We start from the raw sequence: 19,056 nt of genomic DNA, 5'->3' as shown, positions 1-19,056 counted from the left end.
CCAACCTATCCGCCTCCATGCGCATCGTCGTTGCCATCGCGTTCCTGCTGATTCTCAGCAGCCTTGCCTCCGCACTGTTCTTCCTGATGCGCGACAAGGGCCACAGCAGCCGCACCGTCCGCTCGTTGATGTTCCGCGTCGGCTTTTCGATTGCGCTGTTCATCTTCATCCTGGTGGCCAACCGGCTGGGCTGGATCCACAGCACCGGCATTCCCATGGGCCAGTAGCGGCGCAATCGGCCGGCAGAAAAACGAAAACGCCGCAGCGGTGTCCCGTCTGCGGCATTGTCTTGGCAGGATCATCGGGCAGCGCGAGGCCGCCCCAATCCTACGCTCGGTTTATAGCCAGTACACGACCACGTACAGGCCAAGCCACACCACGTCCACAAAGTGCCAGTACCACGCGGCGCCCTCGAACGCGAAGTGGTGCTCCGGCGTGAAATGGCCCTTGATCACGCGGCCCAGCACCACCGCCAGCATGATCGCGCCCATCGTCACGTGGAAACCGTGGAAGCCGGTAAGCAGGAAGAACGTCGAGCCATAGATCCCCGAGGTCAGCCTCAGGTTGAGTTCGTGATAGGCGTGAATGTACTCGTACGCCTGGAAGCCCATGAACGTGAAGCCCAGGATGATCGTCAGCAGCAGACCCTGGATCACCTGCGCGCGCTTGCCTTCACGCAGCGCGTGGTGGGCCCAGGTGAGCGTCACGCCGGAGGTCAGCAGGAGCGCGGTGTTGATCGTCGGGATCGGCCACGGGCCCATCGTCGTGAACGGTGCCACCGTGCCGGCGGGGCCGGCGTTCGGCCAGATCGCGTTGAAGTCGGGCCACAGCAGCTTGTTGTTCAGGTCGCCCAGCCACGGCATGGAGATGGTGCGGGCATAGAACAGCGCACCGAAGAACGCCGCGAAGAACATCACTTCCGAGAAGATGAACCAGCTCATCGACCAGCGGAACGAGGCGTCTACGCGGTCGCCATACCGGCCGCCTTCCGACTCCGAGATGGCGTCGGCAAACCAGGCGCGCAGCACGAACAGGAACCACAGCAGGCCGATCAGGAACGTCCACGGCGCCCACGGCTGGGCGTTCACCCACGCTGCGGAGCTCAGCAGCACGATCAGCAGGCCGACGCTCGCCGAAATCGGATGCCGCGACGGCCCGGGCACGAAGTAGTACGGAGCATTCGCTCGATTCGCACTCATCTCTTTTTCTCCAGCTCTGTTTTTTTAAGAATCCACTCGATGTTGCCCGGCCTCACCGCCTCACCACCGACTGCGCAGGCCGTCTCCTCAACCCACCGCTCAACCGACCACGGCGCGCACGATCATCAACAGCACGACGATGAACAGCACCGCCGCCAGAACGCCCGCGATGATCACGTGCACAGGGTTCAGCTGCGCCATGTCGCGGTCGTGATCCTGGCCTTTGCGCACACCGAAGAAGGACCAGAACACCGCCTTCATCGTCTGCGCGAAGGATGCGCGCCGTCGGGTCGCTTCTTTCAGTTCGTCCATGTCCTCACGTTCCCCTACCGGGCACGGTGGGCGCCTGCGCCACCGGCTTGCCGATTTCAAAGAAAGTGTAGGACAAGGTGATCGTCTTCACGTCCTTCGGAAGATCCGGATCAATGACAAACACCACCGGCATCTCGCGCGATTCGTTGGCGGCCAACGTCTGCTGCTTGAAGCAGAAACACTCGATCTTCTTGAAGAATTCGGTGGCCTGCTTGGGCGCATAGCTCGGGATGGCTTGGGCCTCGACCGTGCGCCGCTCCTTGTTCACCACCTCGTAGACGATCTGGCTGATCTCGCCCGGGTGGACTTCCATGCTGTTCTGGACCGGGCGGAAGCGGAACGGCCCCTGGCTGTTCGAATCGAACTCCACCGTGATCGTGCGCGTCTGGTCGACCTGCGTGTTGCGCAGCGCCCCGCCGTCGTAATCGCGCGTGGTCAGCACGTTGATGTTCGTGACCTCGCAGATCTTCTTGTACAGCGGCACGAGCGCATAGCCGAATCCGAACATCATCACCACCACGACGGCCAGCTTGCCGAGCATGGCCCGGTTCAGCCCGCGGTCAGCAGCGCTGGTGTCTTCGGAGGGCTCCGGCTTTGCCGGCGTTTGGCTCATGTGCGGTCTCGCTCAGCGATCGGTGTTGCCGCGGCCGGCTATGCGCCGAACACGACGCGCTTGAAAATCACACCCAGAAAGAAAACCAACGCAATCGTGGCAAGGATGAACGCGAGACGCCGGTTGCTGGCACGCTGCTCGGGCGTTGGGCTTTTTTCTGGATTCGACATCGTTGTCCGGAGGATCGCGAGGCCGGCACCGGCCAGCCCCGCGACACCTGCATTACTTGACCAGCGGCGGTTCTTCAAAGGTGTGGAACGGCGCCGGCGAAGGCACGGTCCACTCCAGGCCTTCCGCGCCATCCCACGGCTTGTCGGCAGCCTTCTCGCCACCGCGGTACGACGGCAGCACCACGAAGAAGAAGAAATACACCTGCATCAGGCCGAAGCCCAGCGCACCGATCGACGCGATCGCGTTGAAGTCGGCGAACTGCTGCGGGTAATCCGCATAGCGGCGCGGCATGCCGGCCAGGCCCAGGAAGTGCATCGGGAAGAACGTGAGGTTGAAGGTGATCATCGAACCCCAGAAGTGGATCTTGCCGCGCGTCTCGCTGTACATGTAGCCCGACCATTTCGGACCCCAGTAGTAGAAGCCCGCGAACAGCGCGAACAGCGAACCGGCCACCAGCACGTAGTGGAAGTGCGCCACCACGTAGTAGGTGTCCTGCAGCTGGATATCGATCGGGGCCACGGCCAGGATCAGGCCCGTGAAGCCGCCCACGGTGAACACGAAGATGAAACCGATCGCAAACAGCATCGGCGTCTCGAACGTCATCGAGCCGCGCCACATCGTGGCCACCCAGTTGAAGATCTTCACGCCGGTCGGCACCGCGATCAGCATCGTCGCGTACATGAAGAACAGCTGGCCGGTGACGGGCATGCCCGTCGTGAACATGTGGTGCGCCCACACGATGAACGACAGGATGGCGATCGACGCCGTGGCGTACACCATCGAGCTGTAGCCGAACAGCGGCTTGCGCGCGAAGGCCGGCACGATCTGGCTGATGATGCCGAACGCCGGCAAGATCATGATGTACACCTCGGGGTGCCCGAAGAACCAGAAGATGTGCTGGTACATCACCGGGTCGCCGCCGCCGGCTGCCGAGAAGAAGCTCGTGCCGAAGTGGCGGTCGGTCAGCACCATGGTGATCGCGCCTGCCAGCACCGGCATCACGGCGATCAGCAGGTACGCCGTGATCAGCCATGTCCAGCAGAACATCGGCATCTTCATCAGCGTCATGCCGGGTGCGCGCATGTTCAGGATGGTCACGATGATGTTGATCGCGCCCATGATCGACGAGGCACCCATGATGTGGACAGCAAAGATGGCCATGTCCATGCCCGGGCCCATCTGCACCGACAGCGGCGCATACAGCGTCCACCCCGCGGCGGTGGCACCGCCCGGCACGAAGAACGAGCCCACCAGCAGGATCGCCGCAGGCGGCAGCAGCCAGAAGCTGAAGTTGTTCATCCGCGCGAAGGCCATGTCGGAGGCCCCGACCTGCAGCGGAATCATCCAGTTCGCAAAGCCCACGAAGGCCGGCATGATCGCGCCGAACACCATGATCAGGCCATGCAGCGTGGTGAACTGGTTGAACAGCTCCGGATGGAAGAACTGCAGGCCCGGCTGGAACAGCTCCAGGCGGATCAGCAGCGCCAGCGTGCCGCCCGAGAGCAGCATCATGAACGAGAACAGCAGGTACAGCGTACCGATGTCCTTGTGGTTGGTCGCAAGCAGCCAGCGGCGCCAGCCGTGCGGATGGTCGTGCGCGTGGTCGTCTCCATGACCGTGCGCGTGATCTTGCGGGTGCGTAACAGCGGTGCTCATCGAAGAACTCCTTGGGTTCGGTTCGTCACGCAGACGATCAATCAGCCGGCGCTGCGGTCTTGCGCCGCAGTCGCCTGTTGGGACGCCACCTTGCCGGCGGATTCTGTTGCAGCGGTCTTGGCGCCGCCGCCTTCCGGCATCTTGCCGCCGCGCGCATCCTTCACCTGCGAAGGCTGCAGCAGATCACCCGTGTGGTTACCCCAGTTGTTGCGCTCGTAGGTGACGACGGCGGCGATCTCCACATCGTTGAGCGCCGACGCCCAGGGCGGCATCGCAGCCTTGCCGTGCAGCACGATGTTCAGGTGCTCAGCCAGCGGGCCGTTCGCAATCTTCGAGCCGTCCAGCGCCGGGAACGGGCCGCCGCCCTTGCCGTTCGGCTGGTGGCACACCGCGCAGTTGGCGGCGTAGACCTTCTCGCCGCGCGACTTCAGCTCGTCCAGCGTGTAGGTCTTGTTCGGGTCATCGGCCTTGGCGGCCATTTCCTTCTTCTTGCCGTCGACCCACTTGGTGTAGTCATCCTGCGAAAGCACACGCACGACGATCGGCATGAAGGCGTGTTCCTTGCCGCACAGCTCCGCGCATTGGCCGCGGTACACGCCGACCTTCTCCGCCCTGAACCACGTGTCGCGCACGAACCCCGGAATCGCATCCTGCTTGACGGCAAATGCCGGCACCATCCACGAGTGGATCACGTCGTTGGCCGTGGTCACGATGCGCACCTTGCGATTGACCGGCACGACGAGTTCGTTGTCGACCTCGACCAGGTACGTGTTGCTCTTGGGCGCCTGGTTGTTGATCTGGTCGCGCGGGGTGGTGAGCGTGGAGAGGAACGAGATGCCCTCGCCTTCGCCCTTCAGGTAGTCGTAACCCCACTTCCACTGGTAGCCGGTGGCCTTGATGGTGAGGTCGGAATTGGTGGTGTCCTTCATGGCGACCACGGCCTTGGTGGCCGGCAGCGCCATCCCGATCACGATCAGGAACGGCACGATGGTCCAGATGATTTCAACCGTGGTGCTTTCGTGGAACGTCGCAGGCTTGTGGCCGACCGACTTACGGTGCTTGAAAATGGAGTAGAACATCACCCCGAACACACCGATGAAGATCACGATACAGATGATCAGCATCATCCAGTGCAGCCAATGGATCTCGGCAGCGATCTTGGTGACCGGGGGCGCGAGATTGAGCTGCCGCACTGCGGGGCCGCCCGGCATGTCTTCCACTGCCAGGGCCGTTTGACTGAGGGCGAGGAGTGAGCCTGCCGCCAGCAAACTTGCCAATGTCTTATTCAACATTTTCATTTTTCGTTGTCCCACAATTTACAGATTCCACTCTGCCCCGGCGCGAGGCTCACGGAACGTGGGGTGGCGGCCCAAGCTCCAAACACCGGGAAAGCTCGTCTGCGAAACGTCGCCGGCCGGCAGGATCAAGAAACCTCCCCACCCGCACGACGCGCCCGCTCGAACACAGCGCGACCTGCTCTCGCAGCGGATCCTCCAGCTCCACCCGCGCCCAGCGTGCGTTGAAGACGTGGCGAATCCGTCGGTTCGCAAAAACCTGCTCGATCACCAGCGCATCGTCGTCCAGCCAGACGTGCTCGTAATCGGAGGCGTGGCGGGCATAGTACAGCAATGCCCATCCGAGAATCGCGACCTCCAGTCCCGAGAAAGGCAACACCAACCAGGCGCCTTGCCACGCAAAGAACGAAGCGATCGCGAACGAGAGGATGACAATCGAGAGGTAGAACCAGCCGACCTGGCGAGGTGAAAGCGAGCAGTTTCGCTTCATGAGCCAGTTCTTCCGCGGCGATTCCGGGATGTTGGAGGCGCCGCACGCTGGCTGGAGCGCGATTCCAATGTCGTGCATTGAACCACTCCTGCCTCGGATGCATACCCGTACGGTTCGCCCGTGGCAAAAAACGGGATAGGCCTTTGGGGGACTGCTGCGACAAACTGGCGCATTATATGTTTGCAATTGACCCCAAACAAGGCAAAGCGCCTTTATGCAAGTCCCGGCTTGACAAGACCCCGTCAATACCGTTGTTGGCCGCGGAAGCGTTTCAGGCGCGCGGTTTGCGACCGATCTGGTCGATCGGAATCATGGCCCTGCCTTGCTCGTCCAGCGCCTGCCGGGGGCTCGGCGCGAGCTTCCAGGCGTGGCCGTAAACGACTTCGAAGGTCAGCGGAATGAGCCCGTCCGGATTGCGCTGGGCGTCGAGCGCGTCAAATAGCCGCTGGCGCCACCGCGGCGTATGCAGGCCCGCACCGGCGAGGCTGCGGCCCGCTTCATCGGCCAGCCCCGCCATGCCGCCCAGCAGATGCACATCGGCCAGCAGCGCCTGCGGGGTTTCGTACGTGATGGTGAGCTGCTCCATGTCCATCACGGGCGTGGACCAGCGGCTGTGCACGAGCATGTCGCCAATGTCGTGCATGTCGACAAAGCGCAGCGTGTGGACGCCCGCGTCGATGCCCGCCAGCGCACTGCGCAGCTCGCGCAGCGTATCGGGCCCGAACAGGCTGAACATGAGCAGCCCGCCCTCCGACGTCACGCGGTGCCACTCCGGAAAGATCGCGTGCGGCGCCGGATCCCAGTGCAGCGCCAAGTTCGACCAGAGCAGGTCGAACGACGCAGCGGCAAACGGCAGCGCCCGAAAATCGGCCTGGGCGAAATCGAATACGGGGCGCTTCTTCAGCAGGCGACCGAGCCAGCCGGCATCGGTGCGCTGCGGGTCAAGCGTCTGCGCCAGCATGGCGGCAGACCAGTCCACGCCGCAGATCTGCGCATCCGGATACTGCGCACGCAGCACCGCCAGCCCTTGCCCGAGGCCGCATCCGAGGTCGAGCGCGCGCGACGGCGTGGCCTTGATATAGGACAGCCGATCGTGCATGCGGCTGCCGACCTCGCGCAGCAGGAAATCCACGTCGGCGAAACGCGCGGCGCGGCGGTCGAAGGCGCGCCGCAGGGCGGCAGGACGGGCGAGGATGGGATCGGACATCAAAGAACCAGCGGGAAACTGCGGTTGCCAAGTATACCGGCGCGCAGTTTGAGGCGCCGTCCGATGGCGCCATGGCCGCCAAACGGCTTAGATAGCGGTTTTTTGATGCTCAAACACGCGTTATCTGCATGGTTTCGCGCCGGTTTGCGGGAGTTGCTGCCGTGCGCGTGCGCTGTGTGCGGTGCGGTCCAGCGCGAGCTCGTCTGCGCCGGCTGCATGGACGACCTTGCCCCGCTGCTCGGCAGGCGCCGCTGCATACAGTGCGCCATTGCGCTGGAAACGCGGCATCTTGCCCGCCATTGCCACGCCTGCCTCGTCGGCGCGCCCGACTTTGATGCGACCGTCACCCTTGCGGATTACGGCTGGCCGCTCGACCATCTCGTCACCGGATTGAAGTTCCGCGGCCAGTTGCCGCTCGCCGGCTGGCTGGCAGGTCGGCTCGGGGAGGCGTTGCGCGCCGCGCCGGGTAGGCTGCCGGACGTCCTGGTACCGGTGCCGCTCGCCCCCGCACGCCTGCGCTTGCGCGGCTACAACCAGGCGTGGGAGATCGCGCGGCGGCTGGAGGGGCAGTTGCAGATCGCCGCCCTGCCCACCGCCTTGCAGCGCGTGCGCGACAATCCCGCTCAGGCCACGCTGGACCGCGCCGAGCGGCTCGCCAACCTGCACGGTGCGTTTGTCGTCGCCGAGCCGGCCCGCATCGCCGGGCGCCATGTCGGCGTCGTGGACGATGTGATGACCACCGGCACCACGCTCGGCGAGATCGCCACGCAACTCAAACGCGCGGGCGCGCTGCGCGTCACGAATGTCGTGGCCTTGCGCACGCCGTGACGGCGTGCTTATGCGACATTCTGTCGCGCCCGCCACCGAACGCTGTGGCGGCGTGACAACCCTTCCCAATGTGGATAAGCTCGCCGCCGGAGTTTTCCCGCCACCGCAGCCATGTTCAACGTCGTCCTCGTCGAGCCCGAAATCCCGCCCAACACGGGCAACGTGATCCGCCTGTGCGCCAACACGGGCGCGCAGTTGCACCTGATCGAACCGCTGGGCTTTCCGCTTGAAGACGCGCGCATGCGGCGCGCAGGCCTGGACTACCACGAGTACGCGACGATGCGCGTGCATGCTGATTGGGGCGCCTTCCTGCGCGATGCGCAACCTGACCCCAGCCGCATGTTCGCGCTCACCACGCGCGGCTCGACGCCGTTTGCCAGCATGGCCTTCCAACCCGGAGACTGGTTCGTGTTCGGATCCGAAACGCGCGGATTATCCGAAGAACGACGCGAGTGGTTTCCGGCGTCACAGCGCATCCGCCTGCCGATGCGCCCCAACAACCGCAGCCTGAATCTGTCGAACACCGTGGCGGTGGTCGTCTTCGAGGCGTGGCGGCAGAACGGATTCGCGGGCGGCGCCTGAACACACAGCGCCGCACCCCGTCCTAGCGCGCGGACTCCGACTTGGCGTCGCGTTGCAAGAGGCGCTCCACCGCGCGCGCGGGCGCCAGCCCTTCGAACAGGACTTCGCAGACGGTAAACGTGATCGGCATATCGACGCCCCGGTCACGAGCCAGTGCCGCGACCGCGCGTGCGCAACGCACGCCCTCGGCAACATGACCGAGGCTGTGCAGGATGTCGTCGAGCGTGCGGCCTTGCGCAAGCTGCATCCCGACTGTCCGGTTGCGTGACAGATCACCGGTGGCGGTGAGCAGCAGATCGCCCATGCCGGTGAGTCCCATGAAAGTCTCCGGCCGGCCGCCAAGCGCAAGCCCAAGGCGCGTCATCTCGGCCAGCCCGCGCGTGACCAGCGCGGCGCGCGCGTTCAGGCCCAGGCCGAGGCCGTCCGCGGCACCAGTGGCGATCGCGAGCACGTTCTTGACCGCGCCGCCCACCTCCACGCCGACCAGGTCGTCGCTTGCATACACGCGCATGGCGTGATGGTGAAAGCCGCGCTGCGTGAACCCGCACAGCGTGTCGTTGGTCGATGCGACGGTCATCGCGCACGGCAGGCCCTGTGCGACTTCCTTGGCGAAGCTGGGGCCGGACAGCACACCGGTTGCCAGATCGCTGCGCCCGGTCTGGCGAAGGACCTCTGCAACGATGGCGTGGGGCAATGCTCCCGTCTCGGGGTCGAAGCCCTTGCACAGCCAGATGACGTTGCTCACGCCGCCATGCTCGGCAACGGCACGCGTCAGATCGGCCAAGCCCGCCACGGGCGATGCAATGACGGCGAGTGCGTCGTCACCCGCTGCGTGGTCGAGCGCCGCTTGCAGGTCATCGGAAAACCGCAGCATTGCCTGCAGCGCGATGCCCGGCAGATACGTTGCATTGACGTGCGTGGCGGCCATCTGCGCAACGAGGCTGGCATCGCGGCCCCACAGCACGACATCGTGCGATTGCGCGGCATGGCTGGCGAGGGCGGTGCCCCAGGCGCCGGCACCCAGAACGGAAATTCGCATGCGCGTATTCAACATCGGTCAGGCAAAAAAAATACCCGCGCGAGCGTGTGGCCGGCGCGGGCTTCAGGCGCGGTGCGGCCCGTGTTCAGTGCGTGGCCTTCGAGCCGTCCGGCATCACCAGACCGGCGCCGCCGCCCTGGGCCTGCGCCTCTTCCATCGCGGCAGCCAGGCGTTGCTCGTACAGCGCCTGGAAGTTGATCTCGGCCAAGTGGATCGGCTGGAAGCCGGCGCGGCCAATGGTGTCGGCAATGTTCGAGCGCAGGTACGGGTACACGATGGTCGGACAGGCGATGCCCAGCAGCGGGTCCATCTGCTCGGCCGGCACGTTGCGGATGTCGAAGATACCGGCTTGCTTGGCTTCCACCAGGAAGGCGACCTTTTCCTTGACCTTGGTCGTGACCGTGCCGATGACGACCACTTCAAACACGCCCTCGGCCAGTTGCGAAGCGGACACGTCCACCTGCACTTCCACGGTCGGCTGTTCCTGCTCGAGGAAGATGTGCGGCGAGTTGGGCTGCTCCAGCGACAGATCCTTCAGGTAGACGCGCTGAATGTTGAAGAACGGCTGGCCATCCTGGCCCGGTTGCTGTTGTTGCTGGTCGCTCATGACTCGCCTTCAAAATGGATGTGGTCAGTGCTTGGCGGAACGCGTCCGCCGTGCAAGACGCGTATGGTACATGAGGCAATGGTGCAGGCCATTGCGAGGACACCTAAAAATACAACGCCCGGTCAAGGCCGGGCGTTCTGTGTGGCGAGCGCGTCGCCAAGTCAGGCGGCCAGCAGCGGCACCAGGCCGCCTTCGCGGTCCAGCGCGGACAGATCATCAAAGCCGCCGATGTGTCGATCGTCGATGTAGATCTGCGGCACGGTGCGGCGGTTCGTGCGCGCCATCATCTCTTCGCGCTTGCCGGGTTCGCGGTCGATCAGGATCTTTTCGATCTGCTCGACGCCGCGCTGCTTCAGGAGTCGTTCCGCTGCCACGCAATAGGGGCAGACGGTGGTGCTGTACATGACCACGTGCGCCATAACATCAAACCTCGTTGTCTTTTCGTTACTTCACGACCGGAAGGCCTGCCTGCTGCCAGGCGGCCAATCCGCCCTCGAGCGAATAGACCTCACTGTAACCGGCCTGCTTCAACACTGCTTGCGCCCGCCCGGCGCGCTGGCCGGTCTGGCATACGAGGATGATGGGGGTCTCTTTGTTCTTTGCAAGGCCGGCCGCCTTGCCTTCGAGTTCGCCAAGCGGCGCATGCTTGGCTTGCGGGAGATGGCCGGCGGCGTACTCGCTGCTCTCGCGCACGTCAACCACCACGGCGTTGCGGCGGTTGATGAGCTGCGTGGCCGTCGAGGCACTGACCTTGGCGCCGCCCCCGCCGGCAATGCGGCGCTGGACGGACGACCAGACCAGCAGCCCGCCCGAAACGATGGCGATGGCAAGCAGGGCGAGGTTGTTGTAATCGGCGAAAAACTTCACGGTATCGGTTTCCTGGGATGGGTCGGTCGGGCCTCGTCCGAACGGTTCGGAGAGCCAATGCCGGCGGCATTATAAAATAGCCGGTTTCAGCGGTCGCACGTCAAGGCGTCGACAGATCGCCGCAGGCCGCGCGCGCAGGTTTTCTCACTTCTCATCATGGCAGTCATGCACAAGCTCGTCCTCATCCGCCACGGCGAATCGACGTGGAATCTCGAGAACCGCTTCACCGGCTGGGTCGACGTCGACCTCACCGATACGGGCGTCGCCCAGGCCCGCCAAGGCGGCAAACTGCTGCGCGAAGCCGGCTTCACCTTCGACCTCGCCTACACCTCGGTGCTCAAGCGCGCGATACGCACGCTTTGGCATGTGCAGGACGAAATGGATCTGATGTGGATCCCGACCCGCAACGAATGGCGCCTGAACGAACGCCACTACGGCGCGCTGTCGGGCCTGAACAAGGCGGAGACGGCCGCCAAGTTCGGCGACGAGCAGGTATTGATCTGGCGCCGCAGCTACGACACGCCGCCGCCCGCCCTCGAGCCCGGGGCCGAGAACGACGCCTTCGGCAACCCGCGCTATGCCGGCCTCACGCGCGAGCAGGTGCCCCTGACCGAATGCCTGAAAGACACCGTGGCGCGCGTGCTGCCGCTGTGGGAAGAGTCGATTGCGCCGGCCATCCGGAGCGGCAAGCGTGTCGTCATTGCAGCGCATGGCAACAGCATCCGCGCGCTGGTGAAGTACCTCGACGGCATTTCCGACGCCGACATCGTCGGCCTGAACATCCCCAACGGCACGCCGCTGGTGTATGAGCTGGACGCCAACCTCAAGCCGATCCGCCATTACTACCTGGGCGACCAGGAAGCAATTGCCGCGTCGCTCGCGGCGGTGGCCAGCCAGGGCAAGTCCAAATAATCCGTAACGGGCGCTGCGGCACCTCAACGCCTTTATACTGTCAAAGCCTGACACCCGGGATGTGCGCAAGCCGTCCCGGGTCATGTTTATCTACCGTCCCACCGTCCGCTCCCGACACATGCGAACTTCGCTCAAGAACATCAGCTTGATCGCCATCGGCCTCGTTACCGGGGTACTGGCGACGCTTCAGCTCTCCGCCACCGCGCAGAATGCGACGGTCGGGCCGCTTCCGCTGGAGAAGCTCAGGCTCATGGCCGACATCTTTGGCCAGATCAAGCGCGAGTATGTCGAGCCGGTGGACGACGACAAGCTGCTGACCGAAGCCATCAAGGGCATGGTCGCCAGCCTCGACCCCCATTCGGCCTACCTCGACAAGAAGGACTTCCAGGAGCTGCAGGAGGGCACCCAGGGACGCTTTGCCGGCCTGGGCATCGAGATCTCGCAGGAGGAAGGTCTTGTCAAGGTCATCAACCCGATCGAAGACACCCCGGCCTTCCGCGCCGGCGTGCAGCCGGGCGACCTGATCACCCGCATCGACGACAAGCCGGTGCGCGGCATGCCGCTCGAGCAAGCCGTCAAGCGCATGCGCGGCGCGCCGGGCACCAAGGTCACGCTGACCATCTACCGCAAGAAGGAAGAGCGCACGTTCCCGCTCACCATCACCCGCGCTGAAATTCAGGTGCAGTCGGTCAAGGCCAAGCTGCTCGGCGACGGCATTGCCTGGGTGCGCATCACGAGCTTCCAGGAACGCACCGTGCCGGACCTGGCCAAGAAGCTGAACGACCTGGCCAAGCAGGACGGCCACCTCAAGGGCCTGATCCTGGATCTGCGCAACAACGGCGGCGGTGTGCTGCAGGCCGCTGTGGGTGTGTCGGCCGCGTTCCTGCCGCCGGACGTGACGGTGGTCTCGACGAACGGCCAGGTGCCGGACGCGAAGCGCACGTACAAGACGACGTTCGCCAACTACCGCCTGAGCAACTTCGATTCCGATCCGCTCGCCAACCTGGACCCCGAGTTCAAGACCGTGCCGATCATCGTGCTGACCAACGCGTACACGGCCTCCGCTTCGGAAATCGTGGCCGGCGCGCTGCAGGATCACCACCGCGCCAAGACGATGGGCAAGACGACCTTCGGCAAGGGCTCGGTGCAGACGGTGCGCCCGCTGTCGAACGACACCGGCATCAAGCTGACCATCGCGTACTACTACACGCCATCGGGCAAGTCGATCCAGGCAAAGGGCATCCGCCCGGATATCCCGGTCGACCAGAATCCGGAAGGCGATCCGGACGACGCGCTCATCACCCGCGAGATCGATACCGAGCGCCACCTGCACAACAAGCAAGAGTCGGAAGAAGCGGAGATGACGGAGCGCGAAAAGCGCCGCGTCGAAGAGCTGCGCCGCCTGGAAGAAGAAAACGCCAAGAAGACGCCGGAGCAGCGCGAGAAGGAACGCAACAAGAAGCCGATCGAGTTCGGCTCGGCCGACGACTTCATGCTGCAGCAGGCCATTGCCGACCTGAAGGGCCAGCCGGTCAAGCGTTCGAAGTCGGTGCTGGAAAGCGCAGCCGCGACCGTGCCGGACAAGGCCGTGAAATCGCCGGCCGCCAAGGAATCGAGCCAGCCCGCCAAGCTGCCCAAGGGCAAGGCGGCGCCGGCTTCCGAGCCGGCTGCGCCCAAGCCCAGCGGCCCGGCAAGCAGCGTGCAGCCGGCCCCGGAACCCACCGGCGCCCGCTGACACGCAACCCGGCGAACACTGGCAAACTTACGAGGCCGTGCACTGCACGGCCTTTTTCATTGCACCGCCATGAACGACGATCAACTGCTGCGCTATTCGCGCCATATCCTGCTCGACGAAATCGGCATCGAAGGGCAAACGCGCCTGCTGCAGGCGCACGCGCTGGTCATCGGGGCGGGCGGGCTCGGCGCCGCAGCCCTGCCCTACCTGGCGGCGGCCGGGGTTGGAACGCTGACCATCGTCGACGACGACACGGTCGACCTGACCAATCTGCAGCGCCAGATCCTGCACACCACCGAGTCGGTCGGGCAGCCCAAGGTGGCGTCGGCGCAGGCAGCCATCGCGCGGCTGAACCCGGACGTGCGCGTGAATGCCGTGCAGCGCCGGCTCGATGCGGATGCCATCGGCGCGCTTCTCGGCGGCGTCAGCGTGGTGCTGGACTGTTCGGACAACTTTGCCACGCGCCAGGCCGCCAACCTCGCTTGCGTACGGGCAGGCGTGCCGCTTGTGTCGGGAGCCGCCATCCGCTTCGACGGGCAGATCAGCGTCTTCGACAGCCGCGCAGGCGGACCGTGCTACGCCTGCCTGTTCCCGCCCGACGAGCCGGCACCCGAGGTGGCGTGCGCGACGATGGGCGTGTTCTCGCCGCTGGTCGGGATGGTGGGCACGGTGCAGGCGGCCGAGGCGCTCAAGCTCGTCGCCGGCATCGGCCGTTCGCTTGCTGGCCGTCTGCTGATGCTCGACGGTCTATCGATGGAATGGACGACGATGCGCATCGGGCGGCAGTCGTCGTGTCCGGTCTGCGGCGACGCGCACTGATGCGCCGAGCACGCGCAATAAAAAAAGGAGGCTGAGGCCTCCTTCTTTTCGCCGTCCGTCGAGTCTTACTCGCCCTCGGGCTCCATCTGCGATTGCAGATAGTTCTGAATGCCAACCTTGTCGATCAGCTCCAGCTGCGTTTCGAGCCAGTCGATGTGCTCCTCCGTGTCGTCCAGGATGTCGACCAGGATCTCGCGGCTGACGTAATCCTTGACCGATTCGCAGTAGGCGATGCCTTCGACCACCGTGCCGTGCGCGGCACGCTCGAGCTTCAGGTCGCACTCGATGATTTCCTTCGTGTCCTGGCCGATGAAGATCTTGCCGAGGTCCTGCAGGTTGGGCAGGCCGTCGAGCATCAGGATGCGCTCGATCAGGCGGTCGGCATGCTTCATCTCGCCGATCGATTCCTTGTATTCGTGGTCCCCGATGCGCTTGAGCCCCCAGTGGCCATACATGCGCGCGTGGAGGAAGTACTGGTTGATTGCGGTCAGCTCATTCTTGAGCTGGGCGTTCAGATATTGGATGACCTTCTTATCGCCTTTCATTCTCGGGGCTCCTGCTGGTGAGGGACGCGCGCCGGCGTCCGTTCAAGACGAGCCCGCGTTCTGATCCAGCAAGCAACAAATGCCGCCGAGGCTCAGGCCCGGGCGGCAGTTCGCGGCGGTAAAAAGGCAAGGGATCAGGCAGCCAACGCCTTGGCCGCAATGGCCTGGTCATTGGCGACGGGCTCGTCGCGACGCTCGATTATGGCATGCGTGCTGGCACGGCCCAACACCTGATCGACGGGGATGCAGCTCACCGCTTCGGCGAGCACCTGCTTGGCGCAGTCCCGGCATTGTCCGCAGCACGTGCCCACGCCGAGCGTCTCGGCGAGTTCGTCCAGGGTCGATACGCCCAGACGGGCGGCGCCATGGATTTCGCGGTCGGTCACTTGGTTGCAGATGCAGACGTACACGGGGCTCCTCCGCAGCGCTCACAACGCGCTGTCAGGCCAGAATAACAGAGAATGGTAATGAGAACAATTCTTGTTCGACCCCATTCGGCAGGCGGGGTCTTGGGGGTGCGCGCAAGCCGTCTTTTCGATGAAAGACGTGGAATTTCAATCACTTAGGGAACAATGACCGCAGGACAGGCGATGCGGCGGCACAACGGCCGCCGCCGCTGGCCCTGGCCGTTCAGGCCCGCGCCAGGGCGCCCAGCGCGTCTTGGATTTCGGCGGGTTCGCACGTGCACAGCAGGCGGTCGACCTCGCGCATGAGTCGCGGGCGGTCGGCGCGCAGGATCTGCTGCTTGACGCTCAGGAGCTGCGACGGATGCATCGAAAACTCGGTGAGCCCCATGCCGAGCAGCAGGCGCGTCATGGCGGCATCGCCGGCCATCTCGCCGCACACCGATACGGGCTTGCCGGCCTGATGCCCTTCGCGGATCGTGCGCGCGATCAGCTGCAGCACGGCGGGGTGCAGCGGGTCATACAGATGCGCGACCGCGTTGTCGGCGCGATCGATGGCGAGCGTGTACTGGATCAGATCGTTCGTGCCGATCGAGAGGAAATCCATGCGCCGCAGGAACACCGGCAGGATCAGCACCGCCGCCGGAATTTCAATCATGGCGCCAACCTTGACGGTCGGATCGTAGGCGAGGCCCTCGGCGTCGAGCGAGGCCTTCGCGCGCGCCAGGAGCTCCAGCGTCTGGTCGATCTCGCGGGCGTGCGCGAGCATCGGCACGAGAATCTTCACCGGCCCGAACGCCGAGGCACGCAACAGCGCGCGCAACTGCGTGAGGAACATCGCCGGCTCCGACAGCGACCACCGGATCGCGCGCAAACCCAACGCGGGGTTGGGCGCCGTCTCGAACAGGTCGTCGCGGATGTCCAGCGGCTTGTCGGCGCCAATGTCGATCGTGCGGATCGTGACAGGCAAACCCTTCATCGATTCGACCGCCGTGCGGTACGCGAGGAACTGCTCTTCCTCGTCGGGCAGCGCGCCGCGGCGGTTCATGAAGAGGAATTCGGAGCGGAACAGCCCGACGCCGACGGCACCCGCCTTCACGGCCGCGGCGGCATCTTCGGGCATCTCGATATTGGCCAGCAGGTCGATCTGCGTGCCGTCGAGCGTGACGGTGGGCGTGTGGCGCAGGCGCTCCAGGCGCTTCTTCTGCAGCTCGCCTTCGCTGCGGCGGTGCCGGTACTCCTCGAGGATGGAGGCGTTCGGATCGACGATGACGATGCCGTTGTCGCCGTCGATGACGACGATGTCGTCCTGCCGGATCAGCGTGCTCGCGTTGTGCACGCCGACGGCCGCGGGGATGTCAAGGCTGCGGGCGACGATGGCCGTGTGCGACGTACGTCCGCCGAGATCGGTGACAAAGCCCGCGAAGGTCTGGCCGCGAAACTGCAGCATATCGGCCGGCGCAATGTCATGCGCGACGACGATCATGCCGGCATCCGGATCGCAGCCGGCTGCCACCGGCGCCGGCGCCAGCGCGGGCGCACCGGCCAACACCTTGAGAATCCGCTCGACGACCTGCTCGATGTCGGCCTTGCGCTCGCGCAGGTACTCGTCTTCGATTTCACCAAACTGGCGGATCAACTCTTCGAGCTGTGTGGTGAGCGCCCACTCGGCGTTGTAGCGGCGCTGGCGGATCAGCGTCTCCGGCACCTGGGAGAGCAGCGCGTCATCCAGGATCATCGCGTGCACGTCGAGGAAGGCGCCCATCTCTTCGGGCGCATCGGCGGGCAGGTCGCGCTTGAGCGCGATCAGTTCGGCGCGCACCGTCGCGCGGGCACTGCGCAGGCGCTCGACCTCTGCGTCGAGCTTGTCTTCATCGACAAGGTAGTGCGACACGTCCAGCGCCGCACGCGCCAGCATGTGGGCACGGCCGATGGCGATGCCGCGCGAGACCGGGATGCCGTGCAGGGTAAAGGGCATAGAGCGCTGGCCGGATGGCGGCGTGGAGTTGGACCGGCGGGCTATTCGCCTTCGCCGAAGCGATCGTTGATCAGGGCGACGAGGCCGTCCATGGCGGCTTGCTCGTCGGGGCCCTCGATCTCCAGCGTGACGGTGGAGCCGATGCCTGCGGCCAGCATCATCACGCCCATGATGCTCTTGGCGTCGACCTGGCGGCCGTTGCGCGACATCTTGATCTGACTGTCGAACTTGCTGGCGAGCTGCGTGAGCTTGGCGGAGGCGCGAGCGTGCAGCCCCAGCTTATTGATGATGGTGATATCCCTCTGCAGCATATTTGTCCGGATGGTTGGCAACCTGGTTCTGGACGGCTGTCGAGCCGACCTGCAGTACGCCTTGCGCGCCGCCGGCCAGAGCCTTGGCGGCAAGTTGTTCGAGTTTTTCGGAGCGGTAGCAGATGGCGCGCACGAGCATCGGCAGGTTCACGCCGGCCAGCACGCGGACGCGGCCCGGATCGGCCAGGCGCGAGGCGATGTTGGCGGGCGTCGCCCCGAAGATGTCGGTCAGCACCAGCGCGCCGTTGCCTTCGATGAGCTCGGCGAGCTTTTCGCGCGCCTGCGCCAGCACGGCAGCCGGCTCGGCATCGGGCAGGACGTCGATCGCACCCAGCCGTTCGGGCTGGCCGCAATAGACGTGTGCAGCGCAATCACGCAAGGCGCTAGCCAACGGCGCGTGCGCGATGATCAGAATCCCTGCCATGATGGAAATGCGAATCGGTGTGAATCCGATTGTATCAGGGCCCCTCGAGCCGATCGTGCGGCCCGCCAGCGATTTCAGGCCGGCTTGCGCGCCAATCCGCTCGCCTTGCCGACCGCGCGCTCCAGCGCGTCGATGAACATGCCCGCCACGTTGAAGCCCGTCTGCTGCGTAATTTCCTGAAAGCACGTCGGGCTCGTGACGTTCACCTCGGTCAGATAGTCTCCGATGACATCCAGCCCGACGAGCAACAGGCCGCGCTGCCACAGCACCGGCGCAAGCGCATGGGCGATCACTTGGTCGCGCTCGGACAGCGGTTGTGCCTTGCCCGTGCCACCGGCGGCGAGGTTGCCGCGGACTTCGCCCGCCATCGGAATGCGCGCCAGCGAATGCGGCACGGGCGATCCGCCAATCAGCAGGATGCGCTTGTCGCCCTCGCGGATGGCCGGGATGTACTGCTGCGCCATGATCGTGCGGGCGCCGTTGTGGGTGAGCGTCTCGATGACGGCGCCGAGGTTCATGCCGTCCGGCCCCACGCGGAAGATGCCCGTGCCGCCCATCCCGTCCAGCGGCTTGAAGATGACATCGCCCTGCTCGGCGTGGAAGTCGCGCAGCCGCTTTGCGTCGCGGGAGACGATCGTCGGCACGGTGAACTCGCGGAACTGCGCAATCGCGAGCTTTTCGGAATGGTCGCGAATCGCCTGCGGCTTGTTGAAGATGCGCGCGCCTTGCCGCTCGGCAATCTCCAGCAGCCACGTGCTGGTGACATACTCCATGTCGAACGGCGGATCCTTGCGCATCAGCACGGCGTCAAAGCCGGTGAGCGGCAGCAGGCGCGCATCGCCGGCGCGGTACCAGTCGTGCCCGTCGTCTTCATTGCCGGTCAGCGCGATGGGCGTCGCGACGGTTTCCACCACGTTGCCCGACAGCGTGAGCTGCGACTGCAGGCACGTGTATATGGCATAGCCGCGTGCCGCCGCCTCGCGCATCATCGCGAAGGTGGAATCCTTGTAGATCTTGAACGTCGACAGCGGATCGACGATGAACAGGAGGCGCATGGCGGTT

At 64.9% G+C, this 19,056-nt stretch carries 24 protein-coding genes; 6 read left to right on the top strand and 18 right to left on the bottom strand.

What is annotated here, in order from left to right; all coding sequences use genetic code 11:
* The first annotated feature begins 17 nt into the window (after window positions 1–17).
* Window positions 18–227 carry a twin transmembrane helix small protein gene (locus tag KHN96_RS21155; RefSeq protein ID WP_045785697.1) on the top strand — a complete coding sequence of 70 codons (210 nt, stop codon included), beginning with the start codon at window positions 18–20 and terminating at the stop codon, window positions 225–227.
* Between the two features lie 111 nt (window positions 228–338).
* On the opposite strand, the gene KHN96_RS21150 is transcribed toward KHN96_RS21155, so the two are convergent.
* The 8 genes from KHN96_RS21150 to KHN96_RS21115 all read right to left on the bottom strand — a co-directional run bounded on the left by KHN96_RS21150 (window position 339) and on the right by KHN96_RS21115 (window position 6,943).
* On the bottom strand, window positions 339–1,199 hold the full coding sequence (locus tag KHN96_RS21150) for a cytochrome c oxidase subunit 3 (protein WP_062739445.1): 861 nt from the start codon (window positions 1,197–1,199) through the stop codon (window positions 339–341).
* 99 nt (window positions 1,200–1,298) lie between these two features.
* Window positions 1,299–1,511 (bottom strand): DUF2970 domain-containing protein, encoded by a 213-nt coding sequence (locus KHN96_RS21145; protein ID WP_045785695.1) that lies wholly within the window; start codon window positions 1,509–1,511, stop codon window positions 1,299–1,301.
* A gap of 4 nt (window positions 1,512–1,515) precedes the next feature.
* On the bottom strand, window positions 1,516–2,124 hold the full coding sequence (locus KHN96_RS21140) for a cytochrome c oxidase assembly protein (protein ID WP_062739446.1): 609 nt from the start codon (window positions 2,122–2,124) through the stop codon (window positions 1,516–1,518).
* Window positions 2,125–2,162: 38 nt separating this feature from the next.
* On the bottom strand, window positions 2,163–2,294 hold the full coding sequence (locus KHN96_RS21135) for a cytochrome oxidase small assembly protein (protein WP_211888735.1): 132 nt from the start codon (window positions 2,292–2,294) through the stop codon (window positions 2,163–2,165).
* Between the two features lie 52 nt (window positions 2,295–2,346).
* Window positions 2,347–3,951, bottom strand: coding sequence for a cytochrome c oxidase subunit I (ctaD, locus tag KHN96_RS21130; protein ID WP_045785693.1), 1,605 nt, complete (start codon window positions 3,949–3,951; stop codon window positions 2,347–2,349).
* 41 nt (window positions 3,952–3,992) lie between these two features.
* Entirely contained in the window at window positions 3,993–5,249 is a 1,257-nt protein-coding gene (gene coxB, locus KHN96_RS21125) for a cytochrome c oxidase subunit II (protein ID WP_045785692.1), read from the bottom strand.
* Between the two features lie 49 nt (window positions 5,250–5,298).
* Window positions 5,299–5,814, bottom strand: a complete 516-nt coding sequence (locus KHN96_RS21120; RefSeq protein WP_062739447.1) for a DUF2244 domain-containing protein — start codon at window positions 5,812–5,814, stop codon at window positions 5,299–5,301.
* Window positions 5,815–6,007: 193 nt separating this feature from the next.
* Window positions 6,008–6,943: a methyltransferase domain-containing protein gene (locus tag KHN96_RS21115; protein ID WP_115043816.1), complete on the bottom strand. Its 936-nt coding sequence runs from the start codon at window positions 6,941–6,943 to the stop codon at window positions 6,008–6,010.
* A 105-nt stretch (window positions 6,944–7,048) separates the two neighbouring features.
* Here KHN96_RS21115 and KHN96_RS21110 point away from each other — a divergent pair, with 105 nt between their 5' ends.
* Window positions 7,049–7,771: a ComF family protein gene (locus tag KHN96_RS21110; protein WP_062739452.1), complete on the top strand. Its 723-nt coding sequence runs from the start codon at window positions 7,049–7,051 to the stop codon at window positions 7,769–7,771.
* Window positions 7,772–7,882: 111 nt separating this feature from the next.
* A complete protein-coding gene (gene trmL, locus KHN96_RS21105) occupies window positions 7,883–8,353 on the top strand; it encodes a tRNA (uridine(34)/cytosine(34)/5-carboxymethylaminomethyluridine(34)-2'-O)-methyltransferase TrmL (RefSeq protein ID WP_045785689.1) in 471 nt (156 codons plus the stop codon).
* Window positions 8,354–8,375: 22 nt separating this feature from the next.
* Here the strand turns inward: trmL and KHN96_RS21100 are convergent, their stop codons facing one another.
* The 4 genes from KHN96_RS21100 to KHN96_RS21085 all read right to left on the bottom strand — a co-directional run bounded on the left by KHN96_RS21100 (window position 8,376) and on the right by KHN96_RS21085 (window position 10,866).
* Window positions 8,376–9,392 carry an NAD(P)H-dependent glycerol-3-phosphate dehydrogenase gene (locus KHN96_RS21100; RefSeq protein WP_062739448.1) on the bottom strand — a complete coding sequence of 339 codons (1,017 nt, stop codon included), beginning with the start codon at window positions 9,390–9,392 and terminating at the stop codon, window positions 8,376–8,378.
* A gap of 85 nt (window positions 9,393–9,477) precedes the next feature.
* Window positions 9,478–9,999, bottom strand: a complete 522-nt coding sequence (gene secB, locus KHN96_RS21095; RefSeq protein ID WP_045785687.1) for a protein-export chaperone SecB — start codon at window positions 9,997–9,999, stop codon at window positions 9,478–9,480.
* A 161-nt stretch (window positions 10,000–10,160) separates the two neighbouring features.
* Entirely contained in the window at window positions 10,161–10,418 is a 258-nt protein-coding gene (gene grxC / locus KHN96_RS21090; RefSeq protein ID WP_045785686.1) for a glutaredoxin 3, read from the bottom strand.
* A 25-nt stretch (window positions 10,419–10,443) separates the two neighbouring features.
* Window positions 10,444–10,866, bottom strand: a complete 423-nt coding sequence (locus KHN96_RS21085) for a rhodanese-like domain-containing protein (RefSeq protein WP_045785685.1) — start codon at window positions 10,864–10,866, stop codon at window positions 10,444–10,446.
* Window positions 10,867–11,031: 165 nt separating this feature from the next.
* Between KHN96_RS21085 and gpmA the strand changes: the two genes are divergently transcribed.
* The 3 genes from gpmA (at window position 11,032) to KHN96_RS21070 (ending at window position 14,332) form a co-directional block, all read left to right on the top strand.
* Window positions 11,032–11,778: a 2,3-diphosphoglycerate-dependent phosphoglycerate mutase gene (gene gpmA, locus KHN96_RS21080; protein WP_045787749.1), complete on the top strand. Its 747-nt coding sequence runs from the start codon at window positions 11,032–11,034 to the stop codon at window positions 11,776–11,778.
* Between the two features lie 118 nt (window positions 11,779–11,896).
* Window positions 11,897–13,513 (top strand): S41 family peptidase, encoded by a 1,617-nt coding sequence (locus tag KHN96_RS21075; RefSeq protein WP_045785684.1) that lies wholly within the window; start codon window positions 11,897–11,899, stop codon window positions 13,511–13,513.
* Window positions 13,514–13,582: 69 nt separating this feature from the next.
* Window positions 13,583–14,332 carry a HesA/MoeB/ThiF family protein gene (locus tag KHN96_RS21070; protein ID WP_045785683.1) on the top strand — a complete coding sequence of 250 codons (750 nt, stop codon included), beginning with the start codon at window positions 13,583–13,585 and terminating at the stop codon, window positions 14,330–14,332.
* Window positions 14,333–14,397: 65 nt separating this feature from the next.
* Here the strand turns inward: KHN96_RS21070 and bfr are convergent, their stop codons facing one another.
* The 6 genes from bfr to gshB form a co-directional block, all read right to left on the bottom strand.
* Complete coding sequence (bfr, locus tag KHN96_RS21065; RefSeq protein ID WP_004637092.1) at window positions 14,398–14,877, bottom strand: bacterioferritin; 480 nt, start codon at window positions 14,875–14,877, stop codon at window positions 14,398–14,400.
* Between the two features lie 134 nt (window positions 14,878–15,011).
* Window positions 15,012–15,287 carry a (2Fe-2S)-binding protein gene (locus KHN96_RS21060; protein ID WP_045785682.1) on the bottom strand — a complete coding sequence of 92 codons (276 nt, stop codon included), beginning with the start codon at window positions 15,285–15,287 and terminating at the stop codon, window positions 15,012–15,014.
* A gap of 220 nt (window positions 15,288–15,507) precedes the next feature.
* Window positions 15,508–17,259, bottom strand: a complete 1,752-nt coding sequence (gene ptsP / locus KHN96_RS21055) for a phosphoenolpyruvate--protein phosphotransferase (protein WP_045785681.1) — start codon at window positions 17,257–17,259, stop codon at window positions 15,508–15,510.
* Window positions 17,260–17,300: 41 nt separating this feature from the next.
* A complete protein-coding gene (locus KHN96_RS21050) occupies window positions 17,301–17,570 on the bottom strand; it encodes an HPr family phosphocarrier protein (RefSeq protein ID WP_045785680.1) in 270 nt (89 codons plus the stop codon).
* Complete coding sequence (locus KHN96_RS21045) at window positions 17,539–17,994, bottom strand: PTS sugar transporter subunit IIA (RefSeq protein ID WP_045785679.1); 456 nt, start codon at window positions 17,992–17,994, stop codon at window positions 17,539–17,541. The genes KHN96_RS21050 and KHN96_RS21045 overlap by 32 nt, the downstream gene beginning before the upstream one ends.
* A 74-nt stretch (window positions 17,995–18,068) precedes the next feature.
* On the bottom strand, window positions 18,069–19,049 hold the full coding sequence (gene gshB / locus KHN96_RS21040; RefSeq protein ID WP_045785678.1) for a glutathione synthase: 981 nt from the start codon (window positions 19,047–19,049) through the stop codon (window positions 18,069–18,071).
* Between the last annotated feature and the right edge of the window lie 7 nt (window positions 19,050–19,056).

Source organism: Ralstonia mannitolilytica, assembly GCF_905397375.1.
Classification (GTDB): Bacteria; Pseudomonadota; Gammaproteobacteria; order Burkholderiales; family Burkholderiaceae; genus Ralstonia; species Ralstonia mannitolilytica.
The sequence above is the reverse complement of the archived record's forward strand: the minus strand, read 5'-3'. Positions and strand labels throughout refer to the sequence as shown.

What these genes read in the sequence shown, in the direction of transcription:
- KHN96_RS21155 (WP_045785697.1), top strand. Translation starts at nt 18, where the DNA reads ATGCGCATCGTCGTTGCCATCGCGTTCCTGCTGATTCTCAGCAGCCTT.
- KHN96_RS21150 (WP_062739445.1), bottom strand. Translation starts at nt 1,199, where the DNA reads ATGAGTGCGAATCGAGCGAATGCTCCGTACTACTTCGTGCCCGGGCCG.
- KHN96_RS21145 (WP_045785695.1), bottom strand. Translation starts at nt 1,511, where the DNA reads ATGGACGAACTGAAAGAAGCGACCCGACGGCGCGCATCCTTCGCGCAG.
- KHN96_RS21140 (WP_062739446.1), bottom strand. Translation starts at nt 2,124, where the DNA reads ATGAGCCAAACGCCGGCAAAGCCGGAGCCCTCCGAAGACACCAGCGCT.
- KHN96_RS21135 (WP_211888735.1), bottom strand. Translation starts at nt 2,294, where the DNA reads ATGTCGAATCCAGAAAAAAGCCCAACGCCCGAGCAGCGTGCCAGCAAC.
- ctaD (WP_045785693.1), bottom strand. Translation starts at nt 3,951, where the DNA reads ATGAGCACCGCTGTTACGCACCCGCAAGATCACGCGCACGGTCATGGA.
- coxB (WP_045785692.1), bottom strand. Translation starts at nt 5,249, where the DNA reads ATGAAAATGTTGAATAAGACATTGGCAAGTTTGCTGGCGGCAGGCTCA.
- KHN96_RS21120 (WP_062739447.1), bottom strand. Translation starts at nt 5,814, where the DNA reads ATGCACGACATTGGAATCGCGCTCCAGCCAGCGTGCGGCGCCTCCAAC.
- KHN96_RS21115 (WP_115043816.1), bottom strand. Translation starts at nt 6,943, where the DNA reads ATGTCCGATCCCATCCTCGCCCGTCCTGCCGCCCTGCGGCGCGCCTTC.
- KHN96_RS21110 (WP_062739452.1), top strand. Translation starts at nt 7,049, where the DNA reads ATGCTCAAACACGCGTTATCTGCATGGTTTCGCGCCGGTTTGCGGGAG.
- trmL (WP_045785689.1), top strand. Translation starts at nt 7,883, where the DNA reads ATGTTCAACGTCGTCCTCGTCGAGCCCGAAATCCCGCCCAACACGGGC.
- KHN96_RS21100 (WP_062739448.1), bottom strand. Translation starts at nt 9,392, where the DNA reads ATGCGAATTTCCGTTCTGGGTGCCGGCGCCTGGGGCACCGCCCTCGCC.
- secB (WP_045785687.1), bottom strand. Translation starts at nt 9,999, where the DNA reads ATGAGCGACCAGCAACAACAGCAACCGGGCCAGGATGGCCAGCCGTTC.
- grxC (WP_045785686.1), bottom strand. Translation starts at nt 10,418, where the DNA reads ATGGCGCACGTGGTCATGTACAGCACCACCGTCTGCCCCTATTGCGTG.
- gpmA (WP_045787749.1), top strand. Translation starts at nt 11,032, where the DNA reads ATGCACAAGCTCGTCCTCATCCGCCACGGCGAATCGACGTGGAATCTC.
- KHN96_RS21075 (WP_045785684.1), top strand. Translation starts at nt 11,897, where the DNA reads ATGCGAACTTCGCTCAAGAACATCAGCTTGATCGCCATCGGCCTCGTT.
- KHN96_RS21070 (WP_045785683.1), top strand. Translation starts at nt 13,583, where the DNA reads ATGAACGACGATCAACTGCTGCGCTATTCGCGCCATATCCTGCTCGAC.
- bfr (WP_004637092.1), bottom strand. Translation starts at nt 14,877, where the DNA reads ATGAAAGGCGATAAGAAGGTCATCCAATATCTGAACGCCCAGCTCAAG.
- ptsP (WP_045785681.1), bottom strand. Translation starts at nt 17,259, where the DNA reads ATGCCCTTTACCCTGCACGGCATCCCGGTCTCGCGCGGCATCGCCATC.
- KHN96_RS21050 (WP_045785680.1), bottom strand. Translation starts at nt 17,570, where the DNA reads ATGCTGCAGAGGGATATCACCATCATCAATAAGCTGGGGCTGCACGCT.
- KHN96_RS21045 (WP_045785679.1), bottom strand. Translation starts at nt 17,994, where the DNA reads ATGGCAGGGATTCTGATCATCGCGCACGCGCCGTTGGCTAGCGCCTTG.
- gshB (WP_045785678.1), bottom strand. Translation starts at nt 19,049, where the DNA reads ATGCGCCTCCTGTTCATCGTCGATCCGCTGTCGACGTTCAAGATCTAC.